Annotated in this window: 15 protein-coding genes; 7 read left to right on the top strand and 8 right to left on the bottom strand. The window is 67.9% G+C overall.

Features of this window, described 5'->3' with window-relative positions; translation table 11 throughout:
• Positions 1 to 12: 12 nt before the first annotated feature.
• The 6 genes from CKJ85_RS03810 to CKJ85_RS03835 all read right to left on the bottom strand — a co-directional run bounded on the left by CKJ85_RS03810 (position 13) and on the right by CKJ85_RS03835 (position 5,792).
• Complete coding sequence (locus CKJ85_RS03810) at positions 13 to 237, bottom strand: hypothetical protein (RefSeq protein WP_095547539.1); 225 nt, start codon at positions 235 to 237, stop codon at positions 13 to 15.
• Between the two features lies 1 nt (position 238).
• A complete protein-coding gene (locus tag CKJ85_RS03815; RefSeq protein WP_095537137.1) occupies positions 239 to 1,060 on the bottom strand; it encodes a carbohydrate ABC transporter permease in 822 nt (273 codons plus the stop codon).
• Positions 1,057 to 2,040 carry a carbohydrate ABC transporter permease gene (locus tag CKJ85_RS03820; RefSeq protein ID WP_095536412.1) on the bottom strand — a complete coding sequence of 328 codons (984 nt, stop codon included), beginning with the start codon at positions 2,038 to 2,040 and terminating at the stop codon, positions 1,057 to 1,059. The genes CKJ85_RS03815 and CKJ85_RS03820 overlap by 4 nt, the downstream gene beginning before the upstream one ends.
• An 87-nt stretch (positions 2,041 to 2,127) precedes the next feature.
• Positions 2,128 to 3,396, bottom strand: a complete 1,269-nt coding sequence (locus CKJ85_RS03825; protein WP_095553459.1) for an ABC transporter substrate-binding protein — start codon at positions 3,394 to 3,396, stop codon at positions 2,128 to 2,130.
• 103 nt (positions 3,397 to 3,499) lie between these two features.
• Positions 3,500 to 4,174 (bottom strand): TIGR03089 family protein, encoded by a 675-nt coding sequence (locus tag CKJ85_RS03830; RefSeq protein WP_095553460.1) that lies wholly within the window; start codon positions 4,172 to 4,174, stop codon positions 3,500 to 3,502.
• 19 nt (positions 4,175 to 4,193) lie between these two features.
• Entirely contained in the window at positions 4,194 to 5,792 is a 1,599-nt protein-coding gene (locus tag CKJ85_RS03835; protein WP_095553461.1) for an LCP family protein, read from the bottom strand.
• A 99-nt stretch (positions 5,793 to 5,891) separates the two neighbouring features.
• On the opposite strand from CKJ85_RS03835, the gene CKJ85_RS03840 reads away from it, so the two are divergent.
• The 3 genes from CKJ85_RS03840 to CKJ85_RS03850 all read left to right on the top strand — a co-directional run bounded on the left by CKJ85_RS03840 (position 5,892) and on the right by CKJ85_RS03850 (position 8,562).
• The gene (locus CKJ85_RS03840) at positions 5,892 to 6,827 is read left to right on the top strand and encodes a glycosyltransferase family 2 protein (RefSeq protein WP_233126932.1); all 936 of its coding nucleotides are present in this window, start codon (positions 5,892 to 5,894) and stop codon (positions 6,825 to 6,827) included.
• 6 nt (positions 6,828 to 6,833) lie between these two features.
• Complete coding sequence (locus CKJ85_RS03845) at positions 6,834 to 7,928, top strand: sugar phosphate nucleotidyltransferase (protein WP_095546071.1); 1,095 nt, start codon at positions 6,834 to 6,836, stop codon at positions 7,926 to 7,928.
• Between the two features lie 385 nt (positions 7,929 to 8,313).
• Positions 8,314 to 8,562: a WhiB family transcriptional regulator gene (locus CKJ85_RS03850; protein WP_095279042.1), complete on the top strand. Its 249-nt coding sequence runs from the start codon at positions 8,314 to 8,316 to the stop codon at positions 8,560 to 8,562.
• 27 nt (positions 8,563 to 8,589) lie between these two features.
• Here CKJ85_RS03850 and CKJ85_RS03855 read toward each other — a convergent pair whose 3' ends face one another.
• The gene (locus CKJ85_RS03855) at positions 8,590 to 9,090 is read right to left on the bottom strand and encodes a metallopeptidase family protein (RefSeq protein ID WP_095537131.1); all 501 of its coding nucleotides are present in this window, start codon (positions 9,088 to 9,090) and stop codon (positions 8,590 to 8,592) included.
• Positions 9,091 to 9,184: 94 nt separating this feature from the next.
• On the opposite strand from CKJ85_RS03855, the gene CKJ85_RS03860 reads away from it, so the two are divergent.
• From CKJ85_RS03860 to manA, 4 genes are read left to right on the top strand one after another with little or no spacing between them, the layout of a single operon-like run.
• Positions 9,185 to 9,769 (top strand): DUF3499 domain-containing protein, encoded by a 585-nt coding sequence (locus CKJ85_RS03860; protein ID WP_095547532.1) that lies wholly within the window; start codon positions 9,185 to 9,187, stop codon positions 9,767 to 9,769.
• Between the two features lie 30 nt (positions 9,770 to 9,799).
• Complete coding sequence (locus CKJ85_RS03865; RefSeq protein WP_095553463.1) at positions 9,800 to 11,170, top strand: phosphomannomutase/phosphoglucomutase; 1,371 nt, start codon at positions 9,800 to 9,802, stop codon at positions 11,168 to 11,170.
• A 35-nt stretch (positions 11,171 to 11,205) separates the two neighbouring features.
• Entirely contained in the window at positions 11,206 to 12,213 is a 1,008-nt protein-coding gene (locus tag CKJ85_RS03870; protein ID WP_233126934.1) for a hypothetical protein, read from the top strand.
• A 39-nt stretch (positions 12,214 to 12,252) separates the two neighbouring features.
• Positions 12,253 to 13,482, top strand: coding sequence for a mannose-6-phosphate isomerase, class I (gene manA / locus CKJ85_RS03875; protein ID WP_095553465.1), 1,230 nt, complete (start codon positions 12,253 to 12,255; stop codon positions 13,480 to 13,482).
• A 77-nt stretch (positions 13,483 to 13,559) separates the two neighbouring features.
• Here the strand turns inward: manA and CKJ85_RS03880 are convergent.
• Positions 13,560 to 16,578, bottom strand: a 3,019-nt coding sequence (locus CKJ85_RS03880; RefSeq protein WP_255395995.1) for a Rib/alpha-like domain-containing protein, incomplete at its 5' end; no start/stop codon positions are given.

Here is a 16,578-nt window from a genome sequence, read left to right on the forward strand (position 1 = left end):
TACCCCTGGCGCCTATTGGGGTGTCTGGGTGTCGTCGTCAAGCTCGGTGCTGCGCCACGCCAGCCAGCGGCGAACGAGCCACCACTCCGCGAGCGCGAGCGCGCCGGCGAGCAGGCCGGGCCAGATCGCGGGCTGGTCGCGGAACACGTTGACCAGCCCCTGCACGAGGGCGAGGAGGGCGAAGAAGCCGACGAACCCGACGATCGCCTGCCACATCAGGTCTGTGCGCTGGTCCATGCTAACCCTTCACGCCGCCGGCGGTCAGGCCTGCGACGATGCGCCGCTGGAAGATGAGCACCATGATGATCAGCGGCACGGTCACCAGCGACCCCGCCGCCATGATCGCCGCGTACGGGTACTCAAACGCGCTCGGCCCAGAGAAGCGCGCGATCGCCACCGTCACCGGCTCCGTCGAGGTGTTGGACAGCTGCCTGGCCAGCATGAACTCGTTCCACGTCGTGATGAACGCGATGATGGCGGTGGTGAAGATCGCGGGCGTGGCTAGCGGCAGCAGCACGAGGCGGAAGGCCTGGCCGCGGGTTGCGCCGTCGACACGCGCTGCCTCCTCGAGCTCCCAGGGCAGCTGCTGGAAGAACGAGATGAGCGTGTACACGGTCAGCGGCAGCGCGAACGAGATGTTCGGGATGATCATCGCGCGGTAGGTGCCGATCCACCCGAGGTCGCCAAACAGCTGGAACAGCGGCGTGACCAGTGCGATGCCGGGGAACATCGACGCGGCGAGGATGATGCCGGTGACGATGCCCTTGCCGGGGAAGTCGAGGCGCGCGAGCGCGTACGCGGTGAACACGCCGACGAGCACGGCGAGCGCGGTGGTAGTCAGCGAGATGAGCAGCGAGTTGCCGATCGCCCCGAGGAAGTCGTTGCCCTTGTCGGTGGCGAGCGCGTCGCGGAAGTTGTCCAGCGTCACGTGCGTCGGCCACGGTGTGGTGTCGAAGGTGTGCGCTTGGTCGCGCAGCGCGGTCACGAGCATCCAGTAGAAGGGAGCGAGCCCCCAGAACATGATGAAGATGACGCCTGCGTAGTGCCAGAACTTTTTCATCGCGTGCCTTTCATGCTTTTCGACGCCTGCCTGCCACCCACATCAGCGCCCAGGAACCGGATCATGACGAATGCGACGGCGAAGATGAGCAGGAAGATGAGCGTGGACAGGGCGGAGGCGCTGTTGAAGTTGCCTTGGCGCATGTCCTCGACCACGAGCTGGGAAATCGTGGCGGTGGGGGAGTTGGAGGACCCGGAGATCATGATCACGGGCAGGTCGTACATGCGCAGCGCGTCGAGGGTGCGGAACAGGATGGCGACCATGAGCGCGGGGCGCACCAGCGGCAGGGTGATGCGGGTGAAGGTTTGGAGGGACGACGCGCCGTCGACACGCGCTGCCTCGTAGACGTCGCGCGGGATCATCTGGAGGCCGGCGAGGATGAGCAGCGCCATGAACGGGGTGGTCTTCCACACGTCGGCGATGATGACGGCGAAGCGCGCGGCCCACGGGTCGGTGGTCCAGGCGATATTGTGGCCGAGCAGCGAGTTGACGATGCCGCTGGGCGCGAACATGAACTGCCACAGCTTCGCCGTCACGGCGGTGGGGATGGCCCACGGGATGAGCACGGCGGCGCGGATGAGGGCGCGGACGCGCGACGGGTGGTTCATCACCAGCGCCATGCCGATGCCCAGCACCGTCTCAAGCGCGACCGTCACGACGGTGAAGAAGAGGGTCACGCTTACCGACGGCCAGAAGTCGGTCGCCAGCACACCCGGCGGACACGCGCCGACCTCGCCGGAGGCGGTCATGCACCGGTTGGTCAGCCAGTACAGGTAGTGCTCGACGCCCGCGAAGCCGCCCTCGGTGAACAGGCCGGTGGCGGGGTCGAGGTGTTTGTCGGACTGGAACGAGAGCCAGATGGCGCGCACGATCGGGTAGCCGATCACGACGGCCAGCACGGCGAGCGCCGGGGCGACGAGCGCGGCGGCCTTGCCGGCGTCGCTGCGGTGCCTTCGCCGTTTGGGGGAAGCGGTTGTCATACACCACACTCCATTTCTTTTGGTGCGTAAACGGGCAAAACGCCCGCGACCGCAGTGTAAACGGTGGCGGGCGTGAGGCGTGGGCTACTAGGAGGCCTGCTGGATGGCGCTGGCCATGTCCTTCGTCGCGTCGTCAACGCTCTTTCCGGAGGTCAGCGCGGCGTACGCGTTGTCCTGGATGGCCTTGGAGATCGCCGGGTAGAACGGGGAGACCGGGCGCGGCTTCGCGTTCTCCAGGGACTCCTTGAGTGCCGGCAGGTACGGGTGCTCCTTGACCAGCTCGGGGTCGTCGTAAATCGAGGCGAGCACCGGCGGGAAGGAGTTCTCGGCGAGCGAGAGCTGGTTTTCCTCGTTGATCACGAACTTGATGAAGTCCAGCGCGGTCGCCTTGTGCTTCGAGTTCACGTTGATGCCGTTGTTGTAGCCGCCGAGTGTGGACACGCCGACGCCGTCCTTGCCCACCAGCGGCTGGACCTCGAAGGTCAGACCGGCTTCCTCGGCGTTGGTGTACATGTACGGCCAGTTGATGGCAAAGGCGGTCTTGCCCTCGGTGAACGCCAGGTTGGTTTCCTCCTCCGTTGCGGCGGTGGAGGACTGAGAGATGGTGCCGTCCGCGTAGGCGTCGACAAGCGCCTGGAGCCCCGCCTTGGCCTCGTCGGACTCGACGGCGGGCTGGCCGGAATCATCGAGGACCTCGCCGCCCCAGCCGTTGATGAAGCCGAGGGAGTTGACGGTGAGGCCCTCGTACTGCTTGAGCTGGGTGGTCAGGCAGTCGGTGTCGCCCTCGAGGGCGGCGCAGGCGCTTCGGATGTCCTCGAAAGTGTCCGGCGCTTCCTCGATCACGTCAGCGTTGCGGAACAGGAGCTGGCCGTTGGTGTTCTGCGGCAGGGCGACGAGCTTGTCGCCGTAGGTCGCGGACTCGACGGTGGCCGGCAGTAGTCCGGAGGTGTCGACGGCGAAGTCGCCCTCGAGCGGCTGGAGCCACTGGTTCGCGGCGAAGTCGGCGGTCCACACGACGTCGAGCGCCATGACGTCGTAGTCGTCGCCGCCCGCCTGGAGGGACTGCACGAGGGTGTCGCGCTGGTCGTCGGCCTCGCCGGCGAGCTCGGAGAGCGTGACCTGCTCGTCGGGGTGCCCGGCGTTCCACTTGTCGATGATCGGAATCAGCTTGTCCGTGTCATTGCGCCCCATGGCGAAGGTGATGGGGCCGCGCTCGTTGCCCTCGGCTGCGGCGCCGCTCGCGCCCCCGGAGGCCTCGGAGTCGGATTCGCTGTTGGAGCAGGCGGTGAGTCCGGTGGCGGCGAGCGCGATCGCGCACAGCACTGCGCCGGTCTTGCGGGTGGCGGTGAGCTTCATACCAATACCTTTCGTATTCGCTGGTCCCTCACAATGTATTCCGCCGGTGCCCGTTTCCGCACAAAATTTCTGGTTTTTGCCCACCAACGGGGGTGCGCGCGGGCTATCGCTTATCGACGCCCAACCGCCGCCCCACCTTCTCAATCTCCATAATTTCCTGCTGCCTGTCTGCGGAGATGAGCCCTGTCGCGGCGACGACGGACCCGCCCGCGGCGAGCGGCGCGAGCACGTACTGCTCGAACTCCGCCGCGGAGGTCCACGCCGGGACCCAGTACCGCTCCGGCCCCAATTCGGGGGTGGACCACGCGGCGAGGTCGGCCGACGCGCCGAAGTACTGGTCGCCGTAGAAGCGCACGGTGGGGCCGAAGTCGATGGTGCCTGTGGGGAGCTCGCCGCCCGCTTCGACGACGCCGCGGCCGAAGGGGTCATCCGACACCACGACGCAGTCCGGAACGTGCGCCCACCGTGCCGCATCATCGACGCCCACGAACACCACCTCCGGCGCCCCGCCGTCCCACGGTCCGATGTGCGGGACGCGCGACGAGTTGTAGGCGCCCAGCGCGATCACTGCGGACTGCCACGAGGCGGGGAGGTCGATGCAGATGGCGCCGGCGGCCGGCGGGAGCTCGAACTCCTCGTCGAGCGTGTTGGCGACCTTGTTCGCCCAGTTGTCCAGCGTTTGGGCGGAGAACTCCATGCGGGTGCCGCGCGCTTCGTCGTAGACGGTCAGCCGCGGGCTTGCAGGGTCAGTACGCAAGAGGGGGGTGAGCATGCTCATGCCCGCCCATCATAGGTTGCTAGTTCACGCAGCGGGGGCCGTTGCCGCCCGCGGTGATCTCCGGGCCGGTCTCGGCGGCGCCGAAGTCCTCGCCCGGGGTGCCGACGGGCGCCTCGGACGGGACCTCCTCGCGCTCCTCGGGGCTGAGCATCGCCGGGCCTGCGTAGTCGGCGGCGATGACCACGATGAGGCTGCCCGGTTCGACGTTCGCGTTGGCGGTCACGGGCACGTTGCCAAGGCGCTCGGCGAGCTGGTTGGCGGCCGGGTCCGCCGGATCCGCGGTGACGATTTGGCTTTCCCAGTACACGCCGTCCATAGCGTTGGAGACGTCGGCGACGTTCATCCCCTCGTCGGTGAGGTAGTCGCCCACCGCGCCCGCCTGCCCGGTGCCGGCGCCAGCGTTGAGCACGTAAAGACTGTAGTTCTCAAAGCCCTCGGCGGTGCCCGCGCTTTCCGACGCCGCCGAGTCCTCTCCGGTGCCATCATCCTGCGCTTCGTCCTGCGGCTCCACGACCGTCTCCATGAACCTGTGCACCTGCGGCGGGTCGACCGTGATAATGGATTCGCCGTAGTCGCCGACGCCGTTCACCGAGGTCACTGGGATGGTGGTGAAGGTGACGTTGCCGCCGCCCAGGCCGGACATCTGCTGCGCGAAGCGGACCACGTCCCAGCCGCGGTCCAGTGTGACGGAGCGCTCCGCCGCGTTGGACAGGTCGCGCAGCTTCGACGGGTTGGTCAGCGTGCCAGCGGACAGGATGCGCTGGACCAGCGACGCCATGTACGCCTGCTGGCGCACGATGCGGTCCAGGTCGCCGCGCGGGAGGTCGTGGCGCTGGCGGACGAACGAGAGCGCCTGGGTGCCGTCGAGCGTCTGCTCGCCGGCGGGGAAGTTCGCGCCGGACAGCGGCTCGTTGACGGGGGCGTTGAGGCAGACGTCGACGCCGCCCACGGCGTCGGTGAGCAGGACGAAGCCGAGCAGGCCGACCTGCGCGAAGTGGTCGACCTCGACGCCGGTGAGGTCGGCGACGGCGTCGATAAGCCCCTCCTGGCCCGCGCGGGCGACTCGCTGCTCGAGCTCGGGGCCTTCCGCCTCGCCGTCGTCAAGCAGCTCCTCACGCTTCGCGCCCGCGTGCGCGCCGTAGACGCCGTTGATCTTCATGTTGCCGTAGTCGTCGGTGTGCACGTAGGTGTCGCGCGGGATGGAGACGGCGGTGGCGCGGGAGCCGTCCTCGGGGACGCGGATGACCATCATCGTGTCCGTATTAATCTCGCCGTCGGCCTCGCCCGCGTTGAGGCGCGCGAGCTCGTCGGGGGACAGCGGGTTGCCCTGGGCGTCGGTGCGCGAGTCGGAGCCGACGAGCAGGATGTCGACGGCGCCGTCGAGCGCCTCGTTGTCGTCGTTACGCTGCTTCTTCCCGATGTTCAGCTCAGAGGCGCTGAGCTGGCTGTCCAGCTTGCCCACGGTGAAGTAGCCGACCCCGGAGACGACGAGCGCGGCCGCGGAGCACGCGGCGAGGATGCCCTTCACCACCGGGTGGCCCGATTGCTTCAGGTCCCTCGTGCGGGAAGGGGCCGGCTGGATGTCGCGGGCGCGCCTAGGGTTGTCGTTCACGGCCATGCATTATACGACATGCCTCCGCCGGATCCGCGTTTTCGGTGCGCCTCGCCGTGCGCCGTGCGCGGAATCCGGCGCGCCAGTGGGTATGCTGAGCGCATTGTGAGAAACGACGATCGACTCAACGGCGGCCCCGACGCGCAGCCCGCGCTGGCGGTCATCACCGTGACCTATTCGCCGGGCGAGCACCTGGCGGCGCTGGTCGCCTCCCTCGAGCGCGCCACCGCACGCAGGGTGCGCTTGGTGTGCGCCGACAACGGGTCGACGGACGGTGCGCCGCAGGCGGCGGCACGCGCGCACGAGCACGTTGAATTCTTCCCTACCGGCGGCAACATCGGCTACGGCGCCGCGATCAACGCGGCGGTGCGCCACCTGGAGCCGCTGCGCGCTTCCGGCGAGATCGACCCCGATGCCTTTCTTATTGTGAACCCCGACGTGGAGTTCCGCCCTGGCAGTCTCGACGAGCTGCTGCGCTGCCTCGATGGGGCGCCGCGCGCCGGTGCGGTCGGTCCGCGCATCGAGGAGGCCGACGGCTCCGCGTACCCCAGCGCCAGGCGCGTGCCCGGCCTCACCGTGGGCATCGGGCACGCCTTGCTTTACGACGTCTGGCCAACGAACCCCTTCACCACCGTCTATAAGGCGGGCTCCACGATGGATGTGCAGCGCGAAGCGGGTTGGCTCTCGGGCGCGTGCCTGCTTGTGCGCTGGGAGGCGTTCGCGGCGATCGGCGGCTTTGACGAGCGCTACTTCATGTACCTCGAGGACATTGACCTGGGCGATCGGTTGACGCGCGCTGGGTGGCTGAATGTGTACTGCCCGTCGTCGATAATCCTGCACGACCAAGGCCACGTTGCGGACAAGTTCTCGCTGGTGACGGTGCCGGCGCACCACGCGTCGGCGTACCGGTTCCAGCGCGACAGGCACCCGGCCTGGTGGCAGGCGCCGGTGCGATGGGCGCTGTGGGCGGGGCTGAAGCTGCGCAGCGTGATGCAGACCCGGGCGAAGGTGCACGCCACACGACATACGGAAGCGAAGTGAGAAGAGATGGTTGAAAACGTTGTTGCGCATCCGGAGCGAACGGATGCGGTGATCCTCGTTGGCGGTCGTGGCACGCGACTGCGCCCGCTGACCGTGGGGACGCCGAAGCCGATGCTGCCCACGGCGGGGCACCCGTTCCTGAGCCACCTGCTCGCCCGCATTAAGGAGGCCGGGATGCACCACGTGGTGCTGGGTACCTCCTACAAGGCGGAGGTGTTTGAGGAGTACTTCGGCGACGGCTCGGACTTCGGTCTGGAGATCGAGTACGTCGTGGAGGAGGAGGCGCTTGGCACCGGCGGTGCGATCCGTAACGTCGCGGACAAGCTGCGCTACGACAACGCGATGGTGTTCAACGGCGACGTCCTCTCCGGCGCGGACTTGAGCGCGATCCTGGGCACGCACGTCGAACACGACGCGGACGTGACGCTGCACCTGGTGCGCGTGCCTGACCCGCGCGCGTTCGGCTCGGTGCCCACAGACAAAGACGGCAACGTGCAGGCGTTCCTGGAGAAGACGGAGGATCCGCCGACGGACCAGATCAACGCTGGCTGCTACGTGTTCAAGCGCAGTGTGATCGAGCAGATCCCGGCGGGCCGCGTGGTCTCCGTGGAGCGCGAGACCTTCCCGGGGCTGCTGGAGTCGGGGGCGAAGGTGGTCGGCCACGTCGATTCCTCGTACTGGCGCGACATGGGCCGCCCGCACGACTTTGTCGAGGGGTCCTCCGACGTGGTGCGCGGCATCGCGTACTCGCCGCTGCTGGCGGGCAAGACGGGTGAGTCGTTTGTGGACGAGTCCGCGGGCGTGTCCGGCGGCGTGATTCTTATCGGCGGCACCGCGGTCGGCCGGGGCAGCGTGATCGGCGCGGGGTCGCGTGTCGACGCCTCCGTGATCTTCGACGGCGTCACCATCGAGCCGGGCGCGGTCGTGCGCAACTCCATCATCGCGTCGGGCGCGCGGATCGGCGCGAACGCGCGGATCTCCGACTGCGTGATCGGCGAGGGCGTGGAGATCGGCGCGCGCTGCGAGCTCCAGGCCGGGATGCGCATCTGGCCGGGCGTGAGCATCCCGGACTCGGGCGTGCGCTTCTCGCCGGACGCGTAACGACACGCCAAAACCGCGAACTAGTTCCCAGATTTCGGCACCCCCACTACATCTAGTACCCCCGCCTTTTACCCCCTCCGGGCGGGGCGTGTGACGCATGTGATTTGTGTGGCGAATGACGTGGGAAACGCGCCGGACGCGTGAAGTAATCACTGATTTATGTTGCGGCTATTTAGGGCTTCGGTGTGTAATCGTTTTCGTAATCACATCGACGTGAGTCGTCAGTGGAGACCCGTCCGCAGGCACTGGCCGTAGTGCCCGAAGCGGCGGGGGCTTCACGTGGCAAGCGAGTAGAAGAAAAACAACAACGGAAGGAGGGGGAAGCGTGGAAGACTCGGCGAATCAGGCGAATAACGCACACCTCCGCGGCGCGGTCGCGGGTGGCATGACCCTCGAGGAGTTGTTTGGCGCTGTCGAGAAGGAATGGCAGGACCAAGCGCTGTGCGCGCAAACCGATCCGGACGCCTTCTTCCCGGACAAGGGTGGCTCGACCCGTGAGGCGAAGCGGATCTGCAAGGCGTGCGCCGTGCGCGACGAGTGCCTCGAGTACGCGCTGGAGCACGACGAGCGCTTCGGCATTTGGGGCGGTCTTTCGGACCGCGAGCGTCGCCGTCTGAAGAAGCAGATCGGCTAAGGGGCGCAAGCAAGCACCCGCCCCTGGCTACCAGGGGAATGTGTCGTCAATGTCGCGCGGATCCAGGTTGAGGTACTGCGCGACCAGAGCAGTCAGGATCCAGGTGAGGAGCTCCGACTGCTCTTCTGCTGTGCGCGCACGCTTTTCGACGGGACGTCGAAACACCACCAGGCGCGCCCGAGTCGGACGGCCGTTGCGGTCCACGCCCGCGGGGAGGACGCGGCCGAGGGGGACGGGGCCGTCCGCGATGATCTCTTCGGGCAGGACGGTCATGTCCGCGCGCAGGCGCATCCGCGGGATCGTGTCAACGGCGAGGTCCACCCCCGACAGCTGCACCGCGTACGCGTTGTGCAGTGGCGCGTAAGACTCGAGCACCAGCTGGTCAAACGCCGTCGAGCGGGTGCGGTAGCGCGGGACGCCGACCGGCAGCAGCGGGCCCCGCGCGCCCCGGCCGTGCCGGTCGCGCGCACTGCGCAGCTGGAGCGGCGAATCCTCTGGCGTGCCGCCAATCCGAGTGGAACCTCTCATACGGCCACATCCTAGGCCCAGCGGCGCGCGATTCCGGCGGGGCGCGCCGCGTCGCACTTCACAAACCTCAAGCCGGGGTTTAGACTTGTGCGCCGTGAGTGTATTCCGTCGTTGCTGTCGCCCGGGCTGTGGCCGCCCCGCCGTGGCCACCTTGATCTACGCCTACGCGGATTCCACGGCAGTGGTCGGCCCGCTCGCCCCAGAGCAGGACCCGCACTCCTGGGACCTCTGCGAGCGGCACTCCGCGCACATCACCGCCCCCGTCGGCTGGGACATGGTGCGCGTCGAACAGGTGGACATCACCGAAGACCCCGCCGACCTTGAGGAGTCCGAACAGCCCGAAGCGACTGAAGACGCCGCCCACGCCGCGTTCTTCGCTCGCAGCCTGAACACCAGCCTGGACGACCTCGACGAGTCCGAGCTGACGGCGCTCGCGGAGGCAGTGCGCGAGGCGGGGGAGGCCGGCCGCGTGACCACCGGCCTGGTGGACACCTCCGCCGACCCCATCGAGTACTCGGCCTCCCACGACTTCAACGACCCCGCCACCTCCAACCACCCGGTACACCGCACGAAGCGGATCGAGGCGCACCTGGCGGCGCACAAGGCGCAGCGGCGCGCGCACCTGCGCGTGGTCCCGGACCCGTCCGAAGACGCGGACAAGGACTCCGGCACTGAGTAGCACGGTGTCGCGCGGCGCTAGACTGGCGCCATGGCAATTGCACACACTGAAGCAACGTTAAAGAACGTCATCAAGGCGTACGACGTGCGCGGCGTGGTCGGCGAGACCATCGACGCCGACTTTGTCCGCACCGTCGGCGCGGCGTTCGCCCACATCCTGCGCGGCGAGGGCGAGACCCGCATCGCCGTGGGCTACGACATGCGTCCCTCCTCGCCGGAGCTCGCCGGCGCCTTCGCGGAGGGCGCGACCTCCCAGGGGCTCGACGTGATTGCGCTGGGCCTGACCAGCACCGACGAGCTCTACTTCGCCGCCGGCACGCTCAAGTGCGCCGGCGCGATGTTCACCGCCTCGCACAACCCGGCCAAGTACAACGGCATCAAGCTGTGCCGCGCCGGCGCCACCCCGGTGTCCACCGACACCGGACTGGGCGAGATCGGGCGGATGGTGCTCGAGGGCGTGCCCGCCGCTGACGTGGCCGCGGGTACCGTGACTGAGAAGGACATCCTGGCCGACTACGCGACGTTCCTGCGCGACCTGGTGCCGGTGCCGGAGGACCGCACTCTCGTCGTGGCCGTCGACGCCGCCAACGGTATGGCGGGGCTGACCGTGCCCGCCGTGCTGGATGACATGGACGTGCGCCCGCTCTACTTCGAGCTCGACGGCACGTTCCCCAACCACGAGGCGAACCCGCTGGACCCGAAGAACCTGGTGGACCTGCAGAGGTTCACGGTGGAGCAGGGCGCGGACATCGGCCTGGCCTTCGACGGCGACGCGGACCGTTGCTTTGTGGTGGACGAGCGTGGGGAGCCGGTGAGCGCGTCGTCGATTAGCGCTTTGATCGCGCACCGCACGCTGGCGCAGCACCCGGGTGCGACGATCATCCACAACCTGATCACCTCGCAGGCGGTGCCGGAAATCATCGCTGAGCAGGGCGGCGAGGCCGTGCGCACGCGCGTCGGACACTCCTACATCAAGGCGGAGATGGCGCGCACCGGCGCCCGCTTCGGTGGCGAGCACTCCGCGCACTACTACTTCGCCGACTTCTTCAACGCCGACTCCGGCCTGGTCGCCGCGCTGCACGTGCTCGCCGCGCTGGCCGAGCAGGACGCGCCGCTGAGCGAGCTCATGGCCGAGTACAACCGCTACGCCGCCTCCGGCGAGATCAACTCCGAGGTGGCCGACCAGGACGCGACCACCCAGCGCGTCCTCGACGCGTTTGCGGAGCGCACCGAGAAGCTCGACCGCCTCGACGGCGTCACCGTGTGGCTCAAGGACACGAAGGCGTGGTTCAACGTGCGCGCGTCCAACACCGAGCCGCTGCTGCGCCTGAACGTTGAGGCGGAGACGGAGCAGGAAGTCCAGGAATTGGTCGAGGAGATCCTGGGAATCATCCGCGCCTAGACCCGCGCGCGTCGGCGCTGCGTATGATCGCGGTCATGAGCGACTACTACGAGGGCGCCGGCGATTACGACCGCGAGACCGTCCGCTTTTTCGACATCGCCCACGAGGGGGCGCAGGTCAGGGCTATTATCGACGCTTTGCCGTCCCTCGCCAACCTCCGCGGGATGCAACCCCGTAGCGTGGTCGTGGTGGCGACCGACCAGGTCGCGCGCGCCGCCGCACGCGCTGTGGCGCAGGTGCGCGCACCGCTCCCGCTGCCGGTGGTGGTGACGGACACGCTGCCCGGCTACGTCGGCGCGCTCGACGTCGTGGTCATAGTGGGGGACGCCGCGGCGCGCGAGCGCGACGTGCGCGCCCTGCTCACAGCGGCGCAGCGCGGCGCGGAAACGGTGCTGGCGGGGCCAGCCCGCGGCCCGATCGTTGACGAGGCGCCCACATCAACCGTCGTCGTCCCGGCCCTGCCCACCACGATGGGCCCATCGCCGGCGCGCACGATCGCGGTGCTGTCGGCGGTGCTCGACGCGCTCGACCCCCGCGCGGCGGCGGAGGCGCTGGCAGAGCGGTTCCGCATGCTCGCGGACGAGCTGGACGCCGAGCTCACCGCCGTCTCCCCGGAACGCGCGGAGGACGTCAACGCCGCCCGCCAGCTGCGCGCCTTTGCCCGCGACGCGCGCGTCGTGCACTCCGGCACCACCCGCCACGGCCTCGCGCTTGCGGAGCTCGTGGCCACCCTGTGGTCCTGCCGCGGCCTGGCGAGTGGCTTCGTCGACGCCGACGGGCTCCCGCAGGCCCTCGAGCTCGCCCGCGGCGGTGCGCCCGCCCCGGCCGACGACATCTTCCACGATCCATTCCTTGACGGCCCGGTGGAGCTGGTACCCTTAAAGGTCGTTCTTTGGGCGCAACCGGACGCGCACGCCCCGGTCGCGCCCAACACCCGCGCTGAGACGGTCGCGTCGCAGCACTTGGGCGAGTCCGTCACGGTGCTGCGGCTACTGGCGCGCGCGTACGCCGTGACTGCGCTCGACGACCCCAGCGACGGGTAGCCCACACCCATCACCGAAGGAAACGAGGCACAGACACCGATGGAGCTCCTCGAACCTGCCCTGCGCACCTACCCGTGGGGCTCGCGCACCATGCTCGCTGACCTGCGCGGCACCGCGTCGCCCGCCCCCAGCCCGGAGGCGGAGCTGTGGTTCGGTGCGCACCCGGCTGCGCCGTCGACAATCGGCTCCCGCGGCCTGGACGCGATCATCGCGGACGATCCCCGCGCGGCGCTTGGGCAGCGCGTGGCCGACAAGTTCGACGAACACCTGCCGTTCCTGCTCAAGCTGCTGGCGGCGGGCGCGCCGCTGTCGCTGCAAGCGCACCCGTCGAAAGCGCAGGCCGTCGAGGGGTTCCGCAGCGAGGAGGCGGCGGGCATTGACCTGCACGACCCGCGCCGCAACTACAAGGACCCGAACCACAAGCCAGAGCTGATTGTCGCGCTGACGCAGTTCAAGGCGCTCGCCGGGTTCCGCCCGTACGCGCGCACCGCCCGCCTGCTCGACGCTCTGGGCTCGCCACTGCTCAACCGCTACACCAGCATGGTCGACCCCAGCGAGGAAGAGGCGAGCCTGCGCGCGCTGTTTACCACCCTCATCTCGCTGCCGCGCAAGGCGAGCAATTTGCTTGTCGACGAAACCGTCAACCGCGCCCGCACCCTCCTGGAAAATCCCGACGAGGCCGGGGGCGCCGGCGTGGAGCCGTGGATGGTCGAGGTGCTCACCATGTTCCTCGAGCTTGCGGATGCCTACCCGGGCGACATCGGCGCCCTCGCGGCGCTGCTGCTGAACTACTTCACCCTGGAACCGGGCGAGGCGCTGTACCTGGACGCCGGCCAGCTGCACGCCTACCAGTCGGGTCTGGGCGTGGAGATCATGGCGAACTCGGACAACGTGCTCCGCGGCGGGCTCACGTCGAAGCACGTGGACGTGCCGGAGCTGGTGCGCGTGCTCAAGTTCGAGGCGCTAGAGTCCCCGCGGGCGAAGACCCGCGCGGCGGATGGCGGCGCGGTGGGGGAGGAGTTTGTCCTGCCAATGGAAGACTTCCGGCTGAGCCGTTACGCCCTGGGTGAGGGCGCGGAGCTGGCGGTGGAGTCGGATGGGCCGGCGATCGTGCTGTGCACGAGCGGCGAGGCCGTGGGACGCGGCGCGACTGGGGAGGAGCTCACCCTGCGCCCGGGCCAAGCGGCGTGGGTCCCGGCGAGCGACGCGCGCGTAGTGTTCACGGCGGAGGGCGCTGACGGCGCAGAGCTGTTCCTCGCCAGCGTGTAGCGTCTGCTGCAGTAACGAAGCACGCCGGCCCCGCATCCTCTGGAGTGAGGAGCGGGGCCGGCGTTGTCGTTGGGTGGCTAGTTGGAGCTGGTCGGGCCGCCCGGCTTGCAGCTATCAACGATCAGGGCGGTGACGCCGATGCCTGCGGCGAAGAGCAGCAGGCCGCCGCCGATCGTGGCCACGTTCGTGCCGTACTGGCGGAGCTGGCCGTTAATGTCAGAGACCTGCTTGGCGATCTGCGGGTTCATGATGCCCAGGCCGTTTTGGATCTGGGAGTTCACCTGCTCGATCTGCACGGCAACCTGCTCGCGGAAGCCAGCCAGGCCCGGGATGGCTGCCTGGGTGGCGATGGCGAGCGGGACGATCGCCAGCATCGGGAGTCCGAAGCCGATCGCAGCTGCGGAGCACTTGCCCTGGTCAATGTTGGAGCTCAGGGACGTGTCCTTGCCGGGCTCGCCGACCTCGGTGTGGGTGTTGCTGTTCACCTTCGCGTTGACGATGATGACGATCCTCTGGATCTCAGCGCCCTGCTCGTCCTTCACGGTCGCGATGATCTCGTCGCCCGGGATGGCCTGCTCCTCGACTGCGACAACCAGGTTGCCGCGGTCGTCGATGACGGCGTCGCCGGGGCCGGCGACGTCGACAATCGCGCCCTTCGGAATCTTGCCGCCCTTGTTCGGGATGGTGAGCTTGCCGCCCGGCTCGGCGCTGCCTTCGCCCTCGGTGGCATCCCAGTGGGGCTCGAAGTAGTTGCGCTCGAACGGGTTGGTGCCGGTGTCGACTTCCTGCTTGTTGGTGCGGCCGTCGTCGTCGAAGTCAGCGTCCGGGTCGAGGATGGACTTGTCGTTGGCGTCGGTGAGCTCGAAGCGGGCGTTGGCGAAGTCGTTGGAGCCGTCGGTGAACGTGAAGTTCACGCCCACGGTCGGTGCGACGACCGGCGCGAGGGCCTCGGCGAGCTTGTCCCAGTCCTTCTGGGTTGCCTTGTCCAGCGCGGAGAACTGTGCCGCCAGCTGCGCCGCGGATGGTGCCTGGGCGGTGACGGTGCCGTCCTCGTTGCCCTCGAACTTCCAGTCGGTGGCGTCGGCGGGCACCTGGACGGTGATCTCGGTGTCATCCGGGATACCGAACGGGCCGAATGGGCGGTTCGTGTCCTTGGTCTCGCCCGGGATGAGCACGTACGGGTCGCTGCCGAAGGAGGCGTTGGTCTTGTCGCCCTGCAGGCGCTCGTCCTCCTTGACGGAGACCTGGACGATGTCGATCTGGTTGCCGTCCGAGTCCGTCATCGTGGCCACGATCTTGTCGCCAGGCTTGGCGTCCTCGTTGGCGGTGATGACCAGGTCGCCGTCCTTGTTGATCTCGGCGGTGCCCGGGCCGTCGACCTTCACGGTGGTGCCCACCTGTACGCGGCCGCCGTTGTTGGGAACGGTGACGTCCTCGCCGGGGTAGACGGTGTTGGCGTTGGCGGTGTTCCAGTCTGCCGGCGGTACGGGAACGCTTTCCTCGTCGAACGGGTTGGAGCGCTTCTCTACCTCGTCGCGGTTGGTGTGACCGTCGCCGTCGGCGTCAGCCTCGGGGTCGAGGAGGGAGTGGCCGTCGGCGTCGACAAGCTCGAATGCTGCGGTCGCAGCGTCGAAGGAGCCGTCGGCATAGTCGATGTCTACCTCGACGGAGGTAGTGACCATCGGCTTGAGCACCGCTGCGAGGGTGTCCCAGTCGAGGTGCGTGTACTTGGTCACGCGGGCGAACTCCTGCGCCAGATCCCTGGCGGATGGTGCCTGAGCGGTGACGACGCCCGTCTCGTTGGCTTTGTCCTCGTCGAAGGTCCAGTCGGTGGCGTCCGAGCGGAACTTGGCCTCGTACTTCGTGCCCTCCGGCGCCGCCTCGTCGCCGAATGGGTTCTCGGCGCTCTTGGACTCACCCGCGGTGAGCTGCACGGTGTCGCCGTAGCTGGGGTCGAATTGCTTGTTGGTCAGCGGCTTCGGATTGACGATGATGGTCGAGCCGACGCGGTCCTGGGAACCGTCCGGGTAGGTGACCACGACCTGCGGGTTGTACGCGCCCGGGGTGGAGGTGTCCACGTCGCCGTCGAGCTCGACCTCAATGTCCTGCGGCAGCTCGTGAAGGTTCTCGATGACGTCGCGAGCTTCGAGCTTATCGCCGGCGGTGATGACCTTTTCGCGGACCTGCGGCTGGAAGTCCCAGTTGTCCGGGCGCGGCTTGATGGTGATCTTGGTGTCGATCTCCTCGGTAGAGCCGTCCGGGTAGGTGACCACGATGGTGACATCCTTGTCGATGTCATTCGGAGTCGGGTTCTCTGTGCTCAGCGAGCCCTCGCCCTTGTCCTTGAAGTCCGCGGTGGTGCCGCTGGGCAGGGAGCCGATGTTTTCAATGATCTTCTCGGCATGTTCCTGGCGCAGCTTGGAGCCAGCGATGATTTCGAAGTTCTCGTCGACCGTCGGTTCGTTCTTTTCTGCGTCCGTGCGGCGCTCAACGGTGAGGTCGGTCTGGATCTCTTCGCTGGTGCCGTCGGGGTAGGTGACTTCGACGGTCACCTTCTTGGTGCCGACGGAGCCGGTGTCGACATTGTCCTTGAAGTTCGCAGTGATGCCCTTCGGTAGTTCATCCTTGTTGGAGATTGCCGCGAGCGGGTCGGCGGTTTCGCCTTCCTTGATGGTGATACCGGTTGGAGCCGGGGTGTACTTCTCGGCGTCGGTGAGGTCGTTGACGTGGACGTCGACCTTTACCTCGTCCGTGCTTCCGTCGGTGTAGGAAACGACGATGGTGGCGGTGGTATCGCCGGGCTTTGAGGTATCGACCGCGTTCTTGAAGGTGACGTCTTTGACCGGGAGCTTGTCCAGGTTGGTGATGGCCTTCTTTGCGGCGTCGTTGGTCACCTTCGCGCCGACCTTGGTAGCGATACCGTCGCCGACGATCGGGTCGTTGACCTCTGCGTCTGTGCGGCGCTTGATGGTGAGGTCGGTAGTGACCTCTTCGCTGGTGCCGTCGGGGTAGGTGACTTCGACGGTCACCTTCTTGGTGCCCACGGAAGAGGTGTCGACCTTGCCCTTGAAGTTCGCAGTGATGCCCTTCGGTAGT

Origin of the sequence: Corynebacterium sp. NML 150383 (genome assembly GCF_002285085.1) — a bacterium.
Lineage (GTDB): Bacteria > Actinomycetota > Actinomycetes > Mycobacteriales > Mycobacteriaceae > Corynebacterium > Corynebacterium gottingense.